18 protein-coding genes are annotated in these 19445 nt (G+C 48.7%); 7 read left to right on the top strand and 11 right to left on the bottom strand.

The annotated features are described in order from the left end of the window. Nucleotides 1–6 precede the first annotated feature (6 nt). A complete protein-coding gene (locus JSQ97_RS02465) occupies nt 7–471 on the bottom strand; it encodes a TdeIII family type II restriction endonuclease (RefSeq protein WP_370590019.1) in 465 nt (154 codons plus the stop codon). A gap of 3 nt (nt 472–474) precedes the next feature. After that, complete coding sequence (locus tag JSQ97_RS02470) at nt 475–747, bottom strand: hypothetical protein (RefSeq protein ID WP_205074599.1); 273 nt, start codon at nt 745–747, stop codon at nt 475–477. An 85-nt stretch (nt 748–832) separates the two neighbouring features. Here JSQ97_RS02470 and JSQ97_RS02475 point away from each other — a divergent pair, with 85 nt between their 5' ends. Beyond that, the gene (locus JSQ97_RS02475; RefSeq protein WP_205074600.1) at nt 833–1159 is read left to right on the top strand and encodes a Trp family transcriptional regulator; all 327 of its coding nucleotides are present in this window, start codon (nt 833–835) and stop codon (nt 1157–1159) included. Between the two features lie 228 nt (nt 1160–1387). Here JSQ97_RS02475 and JSQ97_RS02480 read toward each other — a convergent pair whose 3' ends face one another. Genes JSQ97_RS02480 through JSQ97_RS02495 form a run of 4 tightly spaced genes read right to left on the bottom strand, consistent with a single transcriptional unit; the run spans nt 1388 to nt 7507 of the window. Then, nucleotides 1388–2353 (bottom strand): oligopeptide/dipeptide ABC transporter ATP-binding protein, encoded by a 966-nt coding sequence (locus tag JSQ97_RS02480; protein WP_205074601.1) that lies wholly within the window; start codon nt 2351–2353, stop codon nt 1388–1390. Continuing rightward, nucleotides 2350–4557 (bottom strand): dipeptide/oligopeptide/nickel ABC transporter permease/ATP-binding protein, encoded by a 2208-nt coding sequence (locus JSQ97_RS02485; RefSeq protein WP_205074602.1) that lies wholly within the window; start codon nt 4555–4557, stop codon nt 2350–2352. Before JSQ97_RS02485 ends, JSQ97_RS02480 begins: the two co-directional genes overlap by 4 nt. Before the next feature lie 7 nt (nt 4558–4564). Next, entirely contained in the window at nt 4565–5686 is a 1122-nt protein-coding gene (locus JSQ97_RS02490) for an ABC transporter permease (protein ID WP_205074603.1), read from the bottom strand. Nucleotides 5687–5695: 9 nt separating this feature from the next. Beyond that, nucleotides 5696–7507: an ABC transporter substrate-binding protein gene (locus JSQ97_RS02495; RefSeq protein WP_205074604.1), complete on the bottom strand. Its 1812-nt coding sequence runs from the start codon at nt 7505–7507 to the stop codon at nt 5696–5698. A gap of 159 nt (nt 7508–7666) precedes the next feature. Here JSQ97_RS02495 and JSQ97_RS02500 point away from each other — a divergent pair, with 159 nt between their 5' ends. Then, complete coding sequence (locus tag JSQ97_RS02500; RefSeq protein WP_205074605.1) at nt 7667–8524, top strand: NAD(P)-dependent oxidoreductase; 858 nt, start codon at nt 7667–7669, stop codon at nt 8522–8524. Between the two features lie 55 nt (nt 8525–8579). Here JSQ97_RS02500 and argS read toward each other — a convergent pair whose 3' ends face one another. Next, entirely contained in the window at nt 8580–10403 is a 1824-nt protein-coding gene (gene argS / locus JSQ97_RS02505; protein ID WP_205074606.1) for an arginine--tRNA ligase, read from the bottom strand. A 162-nt stretch (nt 10404–10565) separates the two neighbouring features. Between argS and purE the strand changes: the two genes are divergently transcribed. From purE to purN, 5 genes are all read left to right on the top strand, one after another. After that, complete coding sequence (gene purE, locus JSQ97_RS02510) at nt 10566–11063, top strand: 5-(carboxyamino)imidazole ribonucleotide mutase (RefSeq protein ID WP_205074607.1); 498 nt, start codon at nt 10566–10568, stop codon at nt 11061–11063. Beyond that, complete coding sequence (gene purC / locus JSQ97_RS02515) at nt 11060–11785, top strand: phosphoribosylaminoimidazolesuccinocarboxamide synthase (RefSeq protein WP_187383944.1); 726 nt, start codon at nt 11060–11062, stop codon at nt 11783–11785. The genes purE and purC overlap by 4 nt, the downstream gene beginning before the upstream one ends. A 33-nt stretch (nt 11786–11818) precedes the next feature. After that, the gene (gene purF, locus JSQ97_RS02520) at nt 11819–13261 is read left to right on the top strand and encodes an amidophosphoribosyltransferase (RefSeq protein WP_205074608.1); all 1443 of its coding nucleotides are present in this window, start codon (nt 11819–11821) and stop codon (nt 13259–13261) included. A 119-nt stretch (nt 13262–13380) separates the two neighbouring features. Beyond that, nucleotides 13381–14496 carry a phosphoribosylformylglycinamidine cyclo-ligase gene (gene purM, locus JSQ97_RS02525; protein WP_205074609.1) on the top strand — a complete coding sequence of 372 codons (1116 nt, stop codon included), beginning with the start codon at nt 13381–13383 and terminating at the stop codon, nt 14494–14496. Nucleotide 14497: 1 nt separating this feature from the next. After that, complete coding sequence (gene purN, locus JSQ97_RS02530; protein ID WP_205074610.1) at nt 14498–15136, top strand: phosphoribosylglycinamide formyltransferase; 639 nt, start codon at nt 14498–14500, stop codon at nt 15134–15136. 47 nt (nt 15137–15183) lie between these two features. On the opposite strand, the gene JSQ97_RS02535 is transcribed toward purN, so the two are convergent. The 4 genes from JSQ97_RS02535 to JSQ97_RS02550 form a co-directional block, all read right to left on the bottom strand. Next, nucleotides 15184–16524, bottom strand: coding sequence for a WG repeat-containing protein (locus tag JSQ97_RS02535; protein ID WP_239446888.1), 1341 nt, complete (start codon nt 16522–16524; stop codon nt 15184–15186). Nucleotides 16525–16563: 39 nt separating this feature from the next. Further along, nucleotides 16564–18060, bottom strand: coding sequence for an SH3 domain-containing protein (locus JSQ97_RS02540; RefSeq protein ID WP_205074612.1), 1497 nt, complete (start codon nt 18058–18060; stop codon nt 16564–16566). 215 nt (nt 18061–18275) lie between these two features. After that, entirely contained in the window at nt 18276–18734 is a 459-nt protein-coding gene (locus tag JSQ97_RS02545) for a hypothetical protein (protein WP_205074613.1), read from the bottom strand. A 143-nt stretch (nt 18735–18877) separates the two neighbouring features. After that, nucleotides 18878–19423, bottom strand: coding sequence for a hypothetical protein (locus JSQ97_RS02550; protein ID WP_205074614.1), 546 nt, complete (start codon nt 19421–19423; stop codon nt 18878–18880). Between the last annotated feature and the right edge of the window lie 22 nt (nt 19424–19445).

Genomic DNA, 19445 nt, shown 5'->3' on the forward strand with positions numbered 1-19445 from the left:
CGTCGTTTAAAAATGTGCCGCATATTCGAAGCGTCGAATGTGCGGCGTAATATGCCGTCCTGTTGTAAGATCGTCCATAATAGTCTGAATGACATTTTGCGCTTCGCTTGAAATAGTTTTACCGGCCGTTTGTTGCTTTGCAGCGCTTTTAAATGCTGTTTTTGCAAGAGCAACCGCCACCGGTTCAAAAACAGTTGTACCGAAATTCGTATTTAATGAATGAATAAATGAGAACAATGCCATTCTGTCTTTTCCTAACAAGCGGGTATGAAAAGGCATAACGGCAGGTTCGGGATTATAATGCATGAATTTATGTCGTAGGCTCTGTTTTAAAATCTCTTCAATTTCAGTCATTTGTGTATTTGTAAGACTCATCGTTTCAGCTTCTTTATATTGTTCGAAAGACAACGTCCAATTCAATTTTTCACCGAGTGTCTCTTCCCAATTTTTAAAACGCCCTCCCCCGCTCACGCGTCACACCGAATGAGCCTGCCCGGTATCTTTTTCTTTTTTCCAATCGTTGATAAATTTTTCGTATGCGTCGATCTGCGCGTCGAGGGCGCGCTGAACGACGGCGCTGCGTCCTTCCCAATTGTTTCCGTCGATTTCATACAGCACCTTGAGCGTCATCTCAAGCGTTTCGATCGTCAAATCCTTATCCTGTTCACGACGACGGGCGAGCATACGCAGTTCACCTTCAAAACATTCGTCGTACTGCCGCTCGAGAGAAGTCAATGCATCTGTCATACAATTATAGTACACAAGATATTGGACTTTTACAAGCTTTCGTGATACTATGCATAGGATTTCAACGCAGGGGCGAAAGCGGGTTATGAGCACACAGGCAGTGAAAAACACAAAAAAAGGCGCGGCACAAAAAACGCTCGAAGAAAGTTTTCTGGAGCTCTGCCGCCTTATCGCCGAAACTGACGACGAGCGCTTTATCCGCGATTTTTTCGGCTGTCTTTTTACGCCTGCGGAACGGAAGGACTTTGCAAACAGATGGCTCCTCGTCAAAGAAATCGACAAGGGTACAACGCAACGGGAAATCGCAAGGAGATTCGGTATGTCGCTGTGCAAAATCACGCGGGGATCGCGCGAACTGCACAAAGACGGAAGCGCGTTCCGCCGCATGCTCGAAAAATTAAAAACCGAATAAATGAAATAGGAAGTCGGCGGACGGCTTAGCCCAGCGCATACATACCGGCGCGCAAAATCGAAGGTTTAAAAGCGCCGCTGAAATGGCGCGACGCTTTTAACTGCAAATTTGCAGAGCAAACCGTTTTCTTGCAGAAAACTCGCGATATACGTGTGCGCGCTTGCGCACCAATGCGGCATTTTCGAAAATCGACATTTTCTGCAATGCCGCATTTTAAGGAAGCGGCCGCTACTGTACGAGAAGGCAGCGCACGCGGTGACCGCTTTCCGTTTCCGTCAATTCGGGCAGCGCTTCACAGCACGCCTTTTCCGCGTGAGGGCAGCGGTACGCAAAGGGGCAGCCCTTTTCGGCTTCGAGCGTCGTCTTTACTTCCGCGTTCGATGCCGCTTCTTTTCCGAGCGCGCCGTCGAACAAAAGCTTCGTATACGGATGCAATTTCGTCTCATACAGATCGGCGGCAGGAGCTTCTTCGACGAGGATGCCGCGGTACATAACGCCGATCACATCGCAAAAATAAGAAGCGGCTTTCAAATCGTGCGTGATAAACAAAAAACTTAAACTCCGCGTTTTTCGAAGATCGTCGAGCAGATTGATGATCTGTCCCTGAATCGAAACGTCGAGCGCCGAAATCACTTCGTCGCAGATGAGCGCTTCGGGTTCCATGATAAGTGCGCGCGCAATCGAAATGCGCTGCCGCTGTCCGCCTGAAAATTCCGACGGACGGCGGAAAAGGTCGGCTTCGCTCATACCGACTTCTTTAATAATTTTTACCGCCCTTTCTTTTGCATCGTCTTTTCCGCGCCGTTTCGACGAATAGCGAAGCGGAGAGGTCATAATTTCAAAAACGCTCATGCGCGGATTGAGCGAACGTGCGGGATCCTGAAAAATATATTTTACTTTTTCGCGGTAAGCGCGCATTTCGTTTTTCGTGTACGATGCAATGTTCCGCGCTTCCCCCGCTTCCGGCGCATAGCGTATTTCCCCCGATGTCGGTGAGTACATGCCGACCAAAAGGCGCGCCGTCGTCGTTTTGCCGCAGCCCGACTCTCCGACCAATCCGTACGTCGTTCCCCTCCGTATCGAAAAGGATACGTCGTTTACCGCGTACACCGTCCGCTCTCCGCGCGCAAAAAATCCCGCTTCGAAGCTGAACGTTTTAGAAAGATGCCGTACTTCGATTATCGCGCCGCTCATTTTTTTGCTCCTCCGTCGATTTTCATTTCCGGGCACGACCTTCCGTCGGTGGCGCAGGATGAACGCACAAAGGCGCATCTCGGAGCAAAGGGGCAGCCCCGCTCGGGAGCGGACGGATCGCATACTTTTCCCGGAATCGATTTCATGCGCTCTTTCGTATAATGCATGCCGAAGTTTGCGGAAGATGCGAGGAGCGCTTTCGTATACGGATGGCGGGGGGATCGCACGATCGATTCGGCACTACCCTCTTCCATCACTTTTCCGCCGTACATGACGATGATGCGGTCTGCGATGCGCGAAACGACATCGATATTGTGGCTGATAAAAATGACCGAAAGCCCCCTTTCTTTTTGCAGGCGCATAAGAAGCGAAACGATCTGCGCTTGAATCGTCACGTCGAGAGCTGTCGTCGGCTCGTCCGCAATGAGCAGTTCGCAGCCCTGCGCGAGAGCGAGCGCTATGCCGATCCTTTGCAGCTGACCGCCCGAAAATTGGTGCGGATAACTTGCAAGTCTTTTTCGCGGATCGGGAAGCCCTACTTCTTTCAAGAGCGCTTCGGCTTTTTCATACGCAGCATCCTTTGTACAGCTTTTGTCAATCGTGCGGAGCGCTTCGAAAAACACACTTCCGACGGTTTGCAGCGGATCAAAGGAAAGCGCGGGCTCTTGAAAGATCATGCCGATTTTTTTACCGCGGAATGTTCTCATTTCTTTTTCAGCGAGCGCAGATAGCTCCGTCCTTTCGAAATACACGCGTCCTGATCGAAACGCGTTTTGCGGAAGGAGATCCGGGATCGCACTTACCGTCACCGATTTGCCGCTTCCCGATTCCCCGACGATGCCGAGCACTTCGCCCCTCTGCATCGAAAACGAAACGCCGCGCACGGCATAGACATCGATGCGTTTTCCTTCACGGAAAACGGTAAAGGTAACCGAAAGATTTTCGACCGAAAGGAGATTACGTGCCGCAGGATACGCACTTTGCACATCGGGAGCGGATACGGAGGCGATCGAATCGTTTTCAGGCTGAGTTCCGCACGATACAGGCCGAGCTTCCGCATCATCCGTCGCGCTTATATCGAAAGCGGAGGGAGCGGTACGGCTGATCTCGCCGAAAGCGTGCGTTTTTTTTTGCCGAAACTTTTTTCCGGCGAAAACCGCGTGATACGGATCGAAGTAATCGCGGAGCGCGTCGCCTAAAAAATTGAACGCGAGCGTTACGGTCAAAAGCAAAAGCACCGGCGCGAGCAGCCACGGATAATTTTGCAGATTCGAAAGCGTTGAAATATTGCGGTTGATGAGCGAACCCCAGCTGACGGCAGGATCGCTGATACCCAGTCCGAGGTACGAAAGCGTCGTTTCGCTCATGATAAAGCCCGGTACGCTGAGCGCAACGCTTACGATGAGAAGGCTCGCCGTCTGCGGTATGATGTGGCCGAAGATGATAACTGCCGGTGGGATCCCTTCAAGCCGCGCGTTGAGAATAAAATCTTCACGCTTTATCGCATGCACCATGCCGCGTATCGTTCGGGCACTCGACGGCCAGCCGACGAAAGCGAGGATCAGCGTGATGAGCGCGTAAGAAGTACCGCTGTCCGTCTGCGTGTGCAAAAGCGAACGCAAAAATAAAATGAGATACAGGCTCGGAATGAGCATAAAAAATTCCGCAAGTCGCATGAGGCTCCAGTCCGCAGCCCCTCCGTAAAAGCCCGCAAGCCCGCCCAAAAGAACGGCGAGCAGGAGCGAAACGGCGGATGCGGCAAAACCTATCGTAAGGGAAATGCGGCTTCCGTAAACGATGCGCGAAAAAAGATCGCGGCCGAGGTTGTCGGCGCCGAGGATAAAAACGGGATAGAGTTCGCCCTTTTCGTCGGGGATCGTGCCGAAAAGATGTCGGCTGCACGGGATAAGCCCGAGCAATTTATAGGGTTCGCCTTTTACAAAAAACGTTACCCTTCGGTACTTTCCTTTGACGCGCGCGTATTTCCACGAAACGGGATCGAGGACGCGGCATTCCTGTGCTGCGATTCCCCGTTTCGTTATGCGGATATTCGCAGGATGAAAGGTATCGCGGCCGAAGCTCATCGATGCGGGATAGGGCGCAACGAATTCCGCAAAGAGCATTACGATATATAAAATTGCAATGACGATAAGCGAAGCGAATGCGATACGTTTCGTCTTTAAAAAATTAATAAATTTTTTCATGCGCGCCTCATTGACTTCCGTAGCGGATGCGCGGATCGACAAAGGCGAGCGCGATATCGGAAGCGATCATACCGACGAGAACGAGGAACGAAATAAACATACTGTTCGCAAGCACGAGGTTGATATCTTCCTGCAAAACCGCTTCATACATAAGACGCCCGATGCCCGGATAAGAGAAGATGATTTCAAGCACGAGAGAACCGGAAAAAAGACCCGCAAGCAAATTCGCGCTTCCCGTGATATACGGGTTGAGCGTATTGCGGAACGCGTGATTGAAGTACACCCGTTTTTCGCTCGTACCGCGGGATCTCAAAGCGGTGATATAGGGCATTCCCATTTGATCGAGCATCGTCGCGCGTATCATGCGGAGCGTGGCGACGGTGCCGCCCAAAAACGAAGCGAAGAGCGGAAGAAATGTGTGATGCATATAAGAAAGCGCAAATCGTCCGGGAGAGAGCGAAAACGGAAAATCGGGATAAGCGGTCACCGGAAAAAGACCAGTAGCCGATGCGAAGAGCTGCAGCAAAATCAAAAGCAGTATGCCCGGAAACGCGTGAAAAAAAAGCGCGACGAAAGTTACAGCCGCATCGAGTTTCGTACCCGCTTTGCTTGAAAGGTAGACGCCGAGCAAAAAAGACGTAAAGGTAATGCACACGAGCGAAATGAGATTCAGCACGACGGAATTGACCAGGCGCGATTTTATCAAAAAAGAAACGGGTGCGCGAGAAACGAGGGAGACGCCCAAATCGCGATGAACGACGACGCGGCCGAGCCACTTCCAATACTGCACGAAAAAGGGACGGTCGAGTCCGTACTCCGCGCGGAGGGATGCCATCTGTTCGGAAGAAAACGCGTTGTCGGCTTTTGCGCCGGAAGCTGAAGGAGCGCTTTGCGCACTCGACATGATCTGCTGCGTCATCATCCGGTCGACGATATCGCCGGGAGCGAGCGCCATAAGAGCGAACATCGAAAGGCCGAGCAAAAAAAGAAGGGCAAGCATCGTAATAAAACGGGCGCTTATATACGACGCGAGCGGAAAGGTTTTTCGAAACCTCCGCCACGGAAACGAAAGCGAGCCGAACGCGGCAGCGATTATATTGTTAATATTGATTTTATCCGTACTACGCATCACAGTGTCCTATTGTTTAATAAAAACGTAATCGAGCATCGCGCCGTTCAAATTGTCGTAATACACGTTCGACTGATCCCATCGGTTTCGAATCGCAAAAAAGCTCCGGGGACGGACGAGATAGATGACGGGACACTCGTCGAGCAAAATCCGCTGGTATTCGTTCCAAATCGCAAAGGCAGCCTCCCGATCTATCGTATAATTTCCCTTATTATAGAGATAGTCGATACGCGCTTCCCATTCGGTAGCGGGAGATGCCTGCAGCGGGTGCCACAAGTGCAGGTTTCCGGACGAGGGCCACACGTTGCTCCCCTGCGACGGAAAAAGAGGAGTACCGAGCGCGATTATCACCGACTGCCAATCGTAAGTTGCCGTCAAAGATTCGACGAGCTTTTGAAAATCGACTTGGCGGACGTTTACCTTTATGCCCGCCTTTGCGCATTCGTCGGCGATGATCTGCGCGATATCGTTTGCAAGCGTACTCGTCGACGGAATCGCCAAATCGAATTCGACAAGAGCGCCTTTCGAATCATAGAGAACGCCGCCCTTCTCTTCCATGCCGCATTTTTTTAATATTTTTTTTGCCTCGTCGATGTCATAACGCCAGCGGAGCGTTATATCGGGATTGTAGTACGGATTTGCACGAGAGAAAAAATAGTACATCGGCTCGGCAAGTCCCCGATACGTCTGCACGATGATGCGCTCGCGATTTAAAAGACAGCTCATCGCCTGACGGAATTCCTTTTTCGTAAACCACGAATAAAAAGGTTTTTCTTCGTTTACGGGATTTTGATTGAACGACCACAGAGAAGATCCGAGCGAGCCTTCGGCGTTGAACACCGTAAAATCTCTTTGATCGGCGACCGCTTCGTTTACGTCTTCGGGACGGAGCTGATACGTTTCGAGTTTTCCCTGACGGAACAAAAGGTAATCCGTGTTTTGATCTCCGACGATCTGCAAAACTTTTTCTTCGGGATAAGGTTCCGCGACTCCGTTTGCATCTTTATTCCAATAGTGAGGATTGCGCTTGAGCACGATGCGCTGAGAAGGCGCATATTCTGCGATATACCACTTGCCCGCCGAAGGGAGAGATTGCGGAGAAGACGCGATGCTGAAAAGATTTTTTACCGCATCGATACCTCCCGTCTCTTTTGCCGGACGATAGATAAAAGACGGACAGATATTCATATTGACTGCAAGGAGGGGTTCGGCGACGATGCGCGGAAACAGAAAATCGAAACGCTTTTCATCGATCTTTACGATATCGATATGGCGGACGGAACCGTCGTCCATCGTCATAAACTGCTGCGGATAACCTGAGCTTTGAAAGGCTTTGTCGCCCGCAATTTCATCATACCAAAAAACGACATCGTCGCTCGTAACGGGGATCTTCTCAGGCGAATCGTAATACGTCCAGTACATATCGTCACGGAGCGTACAGTGCAGCGTGAGCGTCTCTTTTTGCTTGTCGATGTCGATCGCGTAAGAGGCGGCGCGCGGCGACCACTTTCGAAGCGTCGGATCGTAATCGAAAAGAAAATCGGTCGTCTGCGCGATAAGGGAACTCGACGATGCATCGCGCTCGGCGATATAATGATTGAACGTTTTCGGATCGGTCATAACCGAATCGTACCACGTACCGCCCGCCCTTCCCGGAACATAGGGGCAGCCTGTCCACGGCTTCGCTCGAGTGTGCGAAAGCATTTCGCCGTTCATCGCTTCGATCGCCGAATCGATTTCTTCTTCGGTCATTTCGGGAACGCGCGTACACGAAGTACAGACGCAAAGCAAAGAGGCGGCAAATATCGCTATACGCTTCATAGCTTATTGTCGCACATTGAAAAGAACGCGTCAACTTGCGAGGGTTTTCGAATTCCATCCGTGAGCGATGCAGCCGCACATCACTCCGTTTTCCGGTAGTATAAACCTGTCGTTTTATATAAAATGAAAACGACAATACGGTACAGGAGGAGCGGCAGTATGAAAAAAATCGGTTTTATCGGCGTCGGGATCATGGGAAAGTCGATGGTTCGCAATCTCATGAAAGCGGGATTCGAACTTCGCATATTTGCACGGCATAGGCAAAACGTCGAAGACGTCATTTCGGAAGGCGCCGTCTTTTGCGACAGCATTTCGGACTGCGTCAAAGGCTCCGACGCGGTCATCACGATCGTGGGTTTTCCGCCCGATGTTGAAGACGTATATTTTTCTCCGGGAAAAATCATGGACAGCGCGGCAAAGGGAACGTATCTCATCGATATGACGACGACGAGCCCGACGCTTGCCGAGCGTTTGTACCGCGAAGGAAAAGCGAAGGGCTTTCGCGTGATCGATGCACCTGTTACCGGAGGCGACACGGGCGCAAAAGCGGGTACGCTTTCCATTCTCGCAGGCGGAGATAAAGCGGATTTTGAAGCGTGTATGCCGCTTTTCAAAGCGATGGGAACGAATATCAATTATCAGGGCAAAGCGGGAAACGGTCAGCACGCGAAGATAGCAAATCAAATACTGATCGCCGGCGCACTTTCGGGCGTGTGCGAAGCGTTTGCGTACGCGAAAGCGAAGGGGCTCGATTTGAACGTATTGTTAAAATCGGTTGCAACGGGAGCGGCAGGGAGCAGGCAGCTCGACGCGTTCGGCCCGAAGCTCATCGCGGGCGATTACGCTCCGGGCTTTAAGCTCAAGCATTTTATTAAAGACATGACGCTCGCCGATGAAGAAGCGAAAAAAGCGGGACTGCATCTCGGAGTGCTCGAGCTCGTGCTCGAAAATTATAAAGCGCTCGAAAAAGAAGGCTTGGGCGAAGACGGCACGCAGTCACTCATAAAACGCTATTAGGCTGAAACGCCAGCGCGTACCGCACAAGCTGAACGAGTCGGGCTGCCCCGCTCCTCTACATCTTTTCCAAATACGGCACGAGCACGAGATACATCGCGTTCTTTAAAACGGTGAGCGTGCATTCGGCAAGGAAGAGGCGCCCTTTTACGAGCTCCGTTTTTTCCGCGGCGAGGATCGGACACTGCTGATAGAATTTGCCGAACGCTTTGCTTACGTCGTACAGGTACTGCGCGACGACGCTCGGATCGAGCGCTTCCGCAGCTTTTGCGACGACTGACGGAAAGTCGCCGAGTTTTTTTATTAAATCCCATTCGCTTTCAGACGAAAGAAGAGAAACGGCTTTTTCGCTTGTATCGGGAGCGATGCCGCTTTCTTCCGCTTTCCGCAAAATCGACGCGATGCGCGCACCCATGTACTGCAGATAGGGGCCGGTGTTTCCGGTAAAGGACAGCGACTCTTCGGGATTAAAGAGCATATCTTTGACAGGAGCTACGTTCAATAAATAATAATGGAGGGCTGCAAGCGCGATCTTTTCGGCGACATCGTCCGCATCTCCGACTTCCGCTTCTCTGCCTTTCGCTTCGATCTCCTTGAAAGCTTGGGCGTGCAGTTCGTCGATCAAATCGTCGGCGTCGACGATCGTGCCTTCCCTGCTTTTCATTCTGCCGCTCGGCAAATTGACAAGACCGTAACTTAAATGATAAAGGTCATTCGCCCAATCGAAGCCGAGTTTTTTCAATATGTAAAAAAGCACTTTGAAATGATATATCTGTTCGCTTGCGACGACGTAGACGAGACGGTTGAACGGCCAGTCGTCATGCCGGCTGATCGCCGTACCGATATCCTGCGTCATGTAGACTGATGTACCGTCTTTCCGGAGCAGCACTTTTTCGTGCTCGCGGTCGTCTTTACCGCCGACGATTTCGCTCACGTCGATGCGCACGGATCCATCGGCAGCTTTGAAAAATATGCCCTTTTCAAGTCCCGCTTTGATTTCGTCTTTACCTTTGAGGTAGGTTTCACTTTCGAAATAGAGTTTATCGAAGGATACGCCGGTGCGCGCATAGGTTTTTTCGATACCCGAAAGCGTCCAATCGTTCATCGTTTTCCAAAGCGCGCGCACATCCGCATCGCCTGATTCCCACGCTCTCAGCATCTCTTCCGCTTCGGATACGGCTTCGGGATGCTCTTTTGCATACGCATCGAATTCGACATAGCACCGGCCGACAAAGTGATCGCCCTTTATGCCGAGCGTTTCAGGCGTGTCGCCTTTTGCTTCGTGAAAGAGTTTATACGCGAGCATCGACTTGCAGATGTGTATGCCGCGGTTATTAATGATGTTCACTTTGTACACTTCCGCACCCGCTTCTTTTAAAATGCGGCTCACGCTTTCACCGAGTGCATCGTTTCTCATGTGTCCGAGATGAAGAGGTTTATTCGTGTTCGGACTCGAATATTCGACCATAACGCGCTTTCCGTCGAAAGGCTTTGAACCGTCGTCGCTTTTCGAACCGTACTCGCTTCCCTCACCGGCGATGCGCGAAAGGATGGCAAAAGAAGCCGCCGATTTATCGAGCTTGACGTTCACGTAGGGACCTGCGGCAAGGAATTCGCCGACGGAAGATACGGAGATCTCTTCAAACGACGGCGCGGAATTGATAATATGCACGACGCTTTGTGCGATCGCGGGAGGTGCGAGGCGGAGAAGTTTTGCATAGGCGAACATCGGAACACCGATATCGCCCATAGAGGGATCGGGAGGAGTCTGCAGCGTCAAACTGCCGGCATCAATGCTCGATGCATCCGGATTTTTTTCGGCGATAAATCGATTCAAAGCCGCAGCAACCACGATGCGGCAAGCGCTTTTTGCATCATTCATAGGCGCTATGATAACCTTTACGGCGAGTTTTGTACATTACCCGGTAAGCTGTTTGTCGCTCGAATTCGTCATCGATTTCGGAAATTGTCGTTTCCACAAGCGATGCCGATATTTTTTTTACACAATCTTGATTGTGCGCGATCGTTGTGATATAGTTCATATATGAAAGTCGCAATCTTTTTCGGCTCGAAATCCGATACGGCAAAAATGGCAAAGGCTGCCGATGTACTCAAAGACTTCGGCGTCGAGTACGAAGCGTTTATCATCTCCGCGCACCGTGCGGGAAACCTGCTCCGTGCGGCGGTCGAAAAAGTCGAACGTGAAGGCGTCGAAGTGATCATCGCCGGTGCAGGTCTTGCAGCCGCTCTTCCCGGCGTGATTGCAGGGATGACGGTGCTGCCGGTTATCGGTGTGCCTCTTGAAAGCGTATCGGAAGGTTCGAACGGTCTTGCAGGTTTCGACGCGCTCCTTTCCATCGTGCAGATGCCGCCGCAGATTCCCGTCGCGACCGTCGGCATCGGAAACGCAAAAAATGCCGCTTATCTTGCCCTTGAAATTCTTGCATTGAAATATCCCGAAATAAAAACAAAGCTTATCGAATTTCGCAAAAAACTTGCGGATGACGCCGCGCAGCAAGGCGGCAATGGAGTATCGCTATGAACGAAAACGTCGTTAAAAAAGAACAGCTGTACGAAGGCAAAGCGAAAAAAATCTTTGCAACTTCCGATCCCGATCTCGTCATTATGGAATACAAAGATTCCGCGACGGCGTTCAACGGTGCAAAAAAAGGCACGATCGAAGACAAGGGCATCATGAACAACGAAATCTCGGCAAAGCTCTACGAGCTGCTCAATTCATGGGACGTGCCGACGCATTTTATTAAAAAACTTTCCGACCGCGAAGTGCTCTGCAGAAAAGTGAAAATCATTCCGCTCGAAGTGATCGTGCGGAACGTCGCCGCGGGCTCGTTCAGTAAACGGCTCGGAGTGCCCGAAGGCACGGAGCTTAAAACGACGGTTTTTGAAATATCGTACAAGTGCGACGAGCTCGACGATCCGCTCATCAACGATTACCACGCTGTCGCTATCGGAGCTGCAACGTGGGATGAGCTCCATCGCGTTTACGAAATCACGGCTCAAGTCAACACGATCCTCACGCATTTCTTTTTGCGCTGCGGAGTGCGCCTTATCGACTTTAAGCTCGAATTCGGCAAGGACAAAGACGGCGTCATATTTCTCGCCGACGAAATTTCGCCGGATACATGCCGTTTTTGGGATGCAAAGACGAACGAAAAGCTCGATAAAGACCGCTTCCGCCGCGATCTCGGCAACGTCAAAGAAGCCTATGTCGAAATGCTCGGCCGCATCGAAAAAGAACTCTGATTATTAATTAACAATTTTACGGACGGCGGCGGTATGAACGATTTAACCGATGAAGAAGATGTTCTCCATGACGAATGCGGCGTTGTCGGCGTGTATTTGAATAATGCATCCGGCGATACGGCTTCGATGAGCGCTTCTTCCCTTGCTTATTACGGTATGTATTCGCTGCAGCACCGCGGTCAGGAAAGCGCGGGGATTGCCGTATCGGACGGAAGCGACGTCAAAGCACATAAGCTTATGGGGCTTGTCGCCGACGTTTTTAAACGCGAAGACCTCGATGCTCTTTCGGGAAGGATCGCCGTCGCGCACGTCCGCTATGCGACCGCCGGCGGCTGTACGATCGAAAACGCACAGCCCATGGTCTACCGCTTCAAGCTCGGCACTGTCGCCGTTGCGCACAACGGTCAGCTTGTCAATTACGAACAGCTTCGCGAAATGCTCGAAGAAAGCGGTTCGTCGTTCAATTCGACGAGCGATACGGAAGTTATCGTCAAATTCATCGCAAAAAGCTATAAAAAGGGACTCGAACGCGCGCTCACCGATACGATCCAGCTTATCAAAGGTTCGTTCGCGCTCTGCGTTATGACGCAGGACTGCCTTATCGGCGCACGCGATCCGAACGGCATCCGCCCGCTCTGCCTCGGAAAGCTTTCAGGCGGCTGGGTGCTTGCAAGCGAAAGCTGCGCGATCGATGCGATGGGAGCTGACTTCGTGCGCGATATCCGTCCCGGCGAAATCGTCATCATCAACGACGACGGTGTGCTTTCGTTCGAGTTCGGCGAAAAGACGTCGAAGCGTTCGTGCATTTTCGAATACGTGTACTTCGCGCGTCCCGATTCGGTACTTGACGAAATCCCCGTGCAGGAAGCGAGGCTGCGCATGGGAGCGATGCTTGCAAAAGAAAATCCCGTATCGGCGGACGTCGTCATCGGTGTGCCCGACAGCGGACTCGGAGCCGCACTCGGCTATTCGCGGGCGGCGGGCATCCCCTATGCGACGGGTATCGTCAAAAATAAATACATCGGCAGATCGTTTATCGCGCCGACGCAAAAAGAGCGGGAAAATACCGTATTCGTCAAACTCAACACGATCAAAAACGAAATAAACGGAAAGCGCGTCATCGTCATAGACGATTCGATCGTGCGGGGTACGACGAGCAGGCGCCTCATTCAAATACTGCGCAAAGCGGGTGCAAAAGAAGTACACTTACGCGTTTCAAGCCCGCCGGTAAAATTTCCGTGTTATTTCGGCATCGATACGCCGCGCAGAGCGGAACTCATCTCATCGGATCACGACGTCGAAGCGATACGCGAAGAGATCGGCGCCGATTCGCTCGCGTTTTTGAGTATGGACGGCATGCTCGAAGCGCTTCGTTCGTGCAATCCCGAACAATACGGTTACTGCAAAGGCTGCTTTACCGGTGAATATCCCGTAGCGGTGCCCGGAGAGCTGCACAGCGCGCAGCTGCGGTGTTAGTAAAAATTATTAATCAATAATATCGGACTAAATGTGGAGCTGTCCAAAAGTAACCGACTCTTGAGACAGCACTATTTTCGGAAGACGGTTTGTAATTATTTCGATAAAGGCGGGGCGATATGGCGAAAACCATCGATTACAAAAAAAGCGGCGTCGACGTCGGTGAAGGATATAAAGCGGTCGACGAATACAAAAAATCGGCGGCGAAAACCGCGATCCCGGGACTTTTGACGGGTATCGGAAGCTTCAACGGCATGTTCGCCGTGCCGAAACATATCAAAGAACCCGTCATGGTAAGCGGTACGGACGGCGTCGGCACAAAACTCGACATCGCCTTTAAGATGAAAAAATACGATACCGTCGGCATCGATTGCGTTGCGATGAGCGTCAACGATATCCTCTGCTCGGGTGTGCAAACGCTTTTTTTTCTCGACTACATCGCCTGCGGTTCGCTCGATGCGAAGATCGCGGGCAAAATCGTAGAAGGAATCGCCACAGGCTGCAAAGATGCGGGCTGCGCGCTGCTCGGAGGCGAAACCGCTGAAATGCCGGGCTTTTACGACAAGGGCAAATACGACGTAGCCGGTTTCGGCGTCGGCATCGGTGAAAAAAAAGAGCTTATAACCGGGAGCAAAATACGAGCGGGAGACGTACTCATAGGTCTTTCGTCGACAGGCGTTCATTCGAACGGTTATTCGCTCGTGCGAAAACTCGTTACCGATTTCAACGAACCTTTTTATTCGGACGGAAAGCGGGAGCGAAAAACGATCGGTGATGTGCTTTTGACGCCGACGCGCATTTACGTGCGGCCGGTTATGGACGTACTCAAGACGTACCGGAGTTCGGTACACGGCATGGTGCACATCACGGGCGGCGGCTTTTATGAAAATCTCCCGCGCATGTATCCCCGTGCAAAGGAAAATCAAAAACAGCTCATATCGATTATTAAAAACGGAAGTTGGGACGTGCCCCCTATTTTTGCGGAGCTCGTAAGGCGGGGAGCCGACGAAAAGCGTATGTTCGAAACTTTCAATATGGGGATCGGCTTTGTGCTTGCAGTAAAAAAAAGCGACGCCTGCGCGATCGTCGACCGGTTCAACAAACACGCAAAGCGCTTTTCGGTCAAAGGCATCCCCGATATGAAAGCGTATACGATAGGGCGCGTCGCCGCATCCGAAAAAAAAATCCGCGGAAACGTCAAAGGCAATAAAGCGATGACGCTCTTTGAGGAATGAAATGCTTTCGATCGCAGTTTTCGTTTCGGGAAGCGGCACGAATTTGCAGGCGCTCATCGATTATGAAAAATCGCACACTTCGTGTCCCTACCGTGTCAGCCTCGTCGTAAGCGACAGAAAAGACGCTTATGCGCTCGAGCGTGCAAAAAAGGCGGAAGTCGCGACGGAACTCGTAAGCGCGTACGCGGTACTCGGAAAAGAAAAAGCGGAGGCCGCATCGCGCGATGAAAAGCGCCTCTCCGTTTCGAACGCGGCTCTCGTCGCATGCAAAAAACACAAAGCGGATGCGATCGTGCTTGCGGGCTGGCTCACGGTTTTATGCGGCCCCATAATCGGCGAGTACGGCGGAAAGATCATCAATCTGCATCCCGCCTTGCTTCCGAAATTCGGAGGAACGGGTATGTGGGGACGGCGCGTACACGAAGCGGTCATCGCCGAAGGCGAAACGGAAAGCGGCTGTACCGTGCATTTTGTCGATTCGGGCTGCGACACGGGGGCGATCCTCGTGCAAAAAAAAGTGAACGTCATGCCCGGCGATACGGCGGACACATTGTACGCGCGGATAGCGCCGGTCGAACACGAAGCGATAGTCGAAGGCGCCTGCCTCCTCGCGGAGAGACTCTCGGGGAAGGTCGATTAGCGGGCGGGCAGAGACTTATTCTCTTTTCCCTTCTTTCGCTTCCGTTCTCACCGCACGCGACTGAAATCGAGATAGTCTTTCGGATAAACAAGCCCGTCTTTTTGGGAATACAACATATACTCACCGTTATATACAACTTTCCAATATCCGCATGACGAATATGAAATTTCATCAAAAATCGGCTCTGTTATATAGTCACCCCTTTCATTCATTATCCCCCGTTTCCATTGTCTTTCCCCGACCGATTTACCGTATACGATATATCCATCGTTAAAATCTCCATCCACGAAATAATCTTCGGGAAGCGTAAAAACAACAGTGCCGTCTATATCGACCAATCTCCAGCCGGAAGCTCTATATCCGAAAGTATTTCGCTCTTTAAGATCGGAACTTTTTGCCATATACCGTACGGCACATACGTTTCCGGAATAGTCTTTGACTTCATAATATTTCGGTTCGATTTTCCAATTTCCCGACAAATCAATGAGTCCTATTGTCGCAGCTTCCTTTTCACTGTCATAATAAGCAAGTGATGCGGGTATAAAGCCGTTTTTTACGTGTTCGCCGAGATATGTATATTTTGCAGAAAGCAGTTTACGTCCTTTTTTATCCATAATTCCCCATAAGCTCATACTTCGTGTATGCAAATCAGGATTGCCGTGCTTCTCTCCGAAAACGGCACAGCCTTCGGAAAAACTATTTAAGATATCGGCACTGACGGGAATGCCGAACGGGTCTTTTAAGAACGTACCGTGTTTATCCATAAAGAACGTTTTATGTTTTTTCATATCAACATAGCTCACATAGCCTTCATGAAATCCTTCCGCAAAATAAGCAACGCGCCTGTCACAGTAAATTACCTTATTGCCGTATATATCGTAGAAACCTTGCTCCTCAATTTTCGTCTCTCTTTCGGAGATCATATATTGGAACATTTGCTCCGATATATGCGTCTTATATATGGGAATAAGATCTCTGTATTTCAATATGGTATTTCCGTTCACATCAATGACGGAACAGAAAACAGGAACATCTTTTGCAGGATCGTAATTTTCGCTGATTAAAGCGTATCCGTCGGAAAAATCGGTTTTAACATAGTAATCTTTGGAATAGAAGATAACCTCCCTATCAACATTAAAAAGTCCGCTCGTTTGAACATTGCCCTCGCGCATCCAAAAAGTTATCAATTTCTCTTCACAAGATCGAGCTTTGTTTTGTCCGTAAACGGCCTGTCGGCAACTTAAAACGACTACCGTCAAGCCTATGACGATACAAATGATCATACATTTCTTTCGCATTACAAATACCCCTTCATTGCCCAAGCGGCAAATATTTAAATTCACTGTACCCGAAGAAGTTTTGCAGACTCTCGATACTGTTGAATTCATAGGATTCAATTATATTACTCGAATAATGCGATAAAGAAATCATATATGCGTAAAACAAGTAATTCGTATTACCCTATTGTTTTCAAAATAAAAAATCATACCGACCAATTCAAAATCGCTGTTGATATATTGAATCCTGTTTTTCGTAGTCAGATATTCTTCTCCATAGATACGAATAACTTCTTCCCTTGTCGAACCGATCGTAATGCCCGATTGTGTGCGAGCAGCAGGATCAACAGTGGTAATAAATATAACGGCATTCATATTATTCCACCCTATTATGGTGTCCCGATTCTCATATCCTTCTATATCGCCGAATTTATAAAATTCCATAAAAGGAGCTTCCAATATAATATTGAAAATCATCCCTTTTGGCTTTGTGCTCCCTAATCTTACAACCTTATTATCAATGATAAGATGATCGATGCTGTCAAGCTTTTTAGTACCGTTTTCAGGATTTTTTATAATAGGTTCTTCTCTATCAAGAACGGCTTTATATATTTTTTTAGCCGCTACATATCCTGCAAAGCACCAGCCTTCCTTCCCGTCCGGTAAGCGTACCTTTACCCACGGCGCCGTGATTCCGTCTATCGTTTCCTTTCGATCAGCTTCTACTATATTCATCCGGCTGCCTTTCTTCACCGTATACAGTTTTTTTCCTCCTAAACCTGAAATTTCACGTACATTCAAATTATCCGTTGCATAAAAAATCGCCGTATCAAACGGAAGCTGCATATCAAATAAATTTTGAACGGAGATAAAAAGTTTATCATAATACTCCAAAAATGTATGCAGCCAAGCAGGAAGTCGTGCGGAACGGGTTTCAATTTGCGATATAAATTTTTCTTCTTTTCCCGAAACGAATACCCATCTATTTGACAGCCTATCTTTTTTAAAATATTCCGGGAAACAAGACATCGTTTCCGAATTCCAATCATAGCAATACAGCTTTATAAATGAGATACGATCCTCCCCGTTAAGAAAAGCGCATTCTATGCAATATACTTGCGATTGCGAAATATTTTCCAACGGAAGATATCTCAGTGATATTTCTCCGATAATTTTATTGTTATATCTTATCTTTCTGTAAAGCAGAACGTCCATCGTAGAATATATTTCTTCGCACTCGTCAAAAAGAACATATTCATTTTGTGACATATCATTTAACAATCTTACTATATTTTCTCTTGTAATATACCCTTGTGTCTTATAAGGTTCGATAAGATGAGCGCTGTTATTTTTATCACGTGCAACAAAGATCGATCCTGCAAAAAAGTTATTACGTACTTTGTCAGATATATCTTTTATCGCAATATCATATACGTGATAAGTATAACGAATAACACTTTGCTTTATTGCCGTATTCTCTGAATATACAGTTCCTTTTCTGCTATCATTTTCACAACTATTCAAATTAAAATCTTTTACAAATCCTTGAGGAATAAGAGAATTTATATCTTTTGCAGCAATAATAGGTTCTTGTGCATATACAACCGCAGATAATAAAATATATAACCAAAACAGAATCGATCGCATAATAAATCTCCTACGAATTCCATGAGCGTGCTTTTTATCATTCTTTCTTTTTCAGGTAAGTGTTGCGCTATGGTGTTTTGCGCACGGCTAACCGTTCTTCAGGCAGGTTATATGACGCTTGAAACTGTTCCAAGACAGGCGCTTTATGTATGTTATCCTATAAAGTGCTCTATCTTTTGTCAATACTTTTGTTACAGCGAAACTTCATACATTTTTTATAAAGCAATTTCATATTTTTTAACTGTCATATTCTGCAAATCTATCTCCAATACGACAGCCGTATCCATTTCAATATATTTGCCGTCTTTATATCTTACGTAATTTGTTGAAGTCGGAAACGATAAATTTCGGGAACTTATATATGAACCTTGCAGGTTTTCCGGCAATACATAAACGGCGTTTCCTTTTGCATCGTATACACCTGTCCGCGTAATTTCACCCAGATAATGCTCGCTGTCCCTATCGGTATAAAACAATTTTATGACATTCAGCAACTCTTTATATTCTTTATCCGTATAATCAAAGTAAGTTAATCCGGAGCCGCGGTATTTAAGCAAGAGTTTAATATTTGCAGATTTTACGAGAATTTCTTTCGTTTGCCATTTTTCCTGTGCGCTTTGGCAATATATAGTTGCCGTTGTGAAGATCAAAAATAATAAACCAGCTTTGAACATTCGTCGCATATTATTTCTCCAGTCCTGTAAAATTGATCTGCAGCTGTGCGGCAGGGGATATCTTTATAGAAAAAGGAATAAAAGTCTGATTAACATTCCCGGTACGGCCGTATACATCTGCCCGTTAATCGGCATACCTCGAATCACATCGAATGTTCATTATATTGTATGCTAATTTCAGTTATAATTTTTCCGTCATGTGTCAGAATAAGCCGCATACTCGGATCCTTCCATCCCATCCGACCGAGACTGAGCTCAAAATCGATATAATACGCATCCACATTCCCGTACTTTCCTTCCGCCGTTATTTCGGATTTTCGGTAACGCTTGTACACCTTCGATATACCGTCCCCGACTTTTATCCCCCGCTTCGTTTCATACTCGGGACCGGTTGCCGCTATCACATCTACCAGCCCGTCACGTTCGGAATATCTGACCGTAAGATCCGGATATCGCAAAGAATATATCGCAAGTCCGGGCCCGTCTTCTTTTAAGCACACCTTTTCTTCAGGTGCACCGAGTTTCCCTTCTATCGCTTCCGCATATTCGTTCAACTCAAGAACTATACCGTTTTTCCGGTCGTACAGCATACAATCGCTGACATCGAGCTTTTCGGGCGGACACAGACACGATGACACTGCAAACGCCGACAAAATCAAACATACGCATATAACGATTTTCTTACGCATTCTCTTTCCTCTGTCGCTTCCG

The sequence above is a fragment of the Treponema sp. Marseille-Q4523 genome (genome assembly GCF_016901105.1).
Lineage (GTDB): Bacteria > Spirochaetota > Spirochaetia > Treponematales > Treponemataceae > Treponema_D.

Coding starts and splice junctions, on each gene's coding strand:
- JSQ97_RS02470 (WP_205074599.1), bottom strand. CDS start 747: ATGACAGATGCATTGACTTCTCTCGAGCGGCAGTACGACGAATGTTTT.
- JSQ97_RS02475 (WP_205074600.1), top strand. CDS start 833: ATGAGCACACAGGCAGTGAAAAACACAAAAAAAGGCGCGGCACAAAAA.
- JSQ97_RS02480 (WP_205074601.1), bottom strand. CDS start 2,353: ATGAGCGGCGCGATAATCGAAGTACGGCATCTTTCTAAAACGTTCAGC.
- JSQ97_RS02485 (WP_205074602.1), bottom strand. CDS start 4,557: ATGAAAAAATTTATTAATTTTTTAAAGACGAAACGTATCGCATTCGCT.
- JSQ97_RS02490 (WP_205074603.1), bottom strand. CDS start 5,686: ATGCGTAGTACGGATAAAATCAATATTAACAATATAATCGCTGCCGCG.
- JSQ97_RS02495 (WP_205074604.1), bottom strand. CDS start 7,507: ATGAAGCGTATAGCGATATTTGCCGCCTCTTTGCTTTGCGTCTGTACT.
- JSQ97_RS02500 (WP_205074605.1), top strand. CDS start 7,667: ATGAAAAAAATCGGTTTTATCGGCGTCGGGATCATGGGAAAGTCGATG.
- argS (WP_205074606.1), bottom strand. CDS start 10,403: ATGAATGATGCAAAAAGCGCTTGCCGCATCGTGGTTGCTGCGGCTTTG.
- purE (WP_205074607.1), top strand. CDS start 10,566: ATGAAAGTCGCAATCTTTTTCGGCTCGAAATCCGATACGGCAAAAATG.
- purC (WP_187383944.1), top strand. CDS start 11,060: ATGAACGAAAACGTCGTTAAAAAAGAACAGCTGTACGAAGGCAAAGCG.
- purF (WP_205074608.1), top strand. CDS start 11,819: ATGAACGATTTAACCGATGAAGAAGATGTTCTCCATGACGAATGCGGC.
- purM (WP_205074609.1), top strand. CDS start 13,381: ATGGCGAAAACCATCGATTACAAAAAAAGCGGCGTCGACGTCGGTGAA.
- purN (WP_205074610.1), top strand. CDS start 14,498: ATGCTTTCGATCGCAGTTTTCGTTTCGGGAAGCGGCACGAATTTGCAG.
- JSQ97_RS02535 (WP_239446888.1), bottom strand. CDS start 16,524: ATGAATTCAACAGTATCGAGAGTCTGCAAAACTTCTTCGGGTACAGTG.
- JSQ97_RS02540 (WP_205074612.1), bottom strand. CDS start 18,060: ATGCGATCGATTCTGTTTTGGTTATATATTTTATTATCTGCGGTTGTA.
- JSQ97_RS02545 (WP_205074613.1), bottom strand. CDS start 18,734: ATGTTCAAAGCTGGTTTATTATTTTTGATCTTCACAACGGCAACTATA.
- JSQ97_RS02550 (WP_205074614.1), bottom strand. CDS start 19,423: ATGCGTAAGAAAATCGTTATATGCGTATGTTTGATTTTGTCGGCGTTT.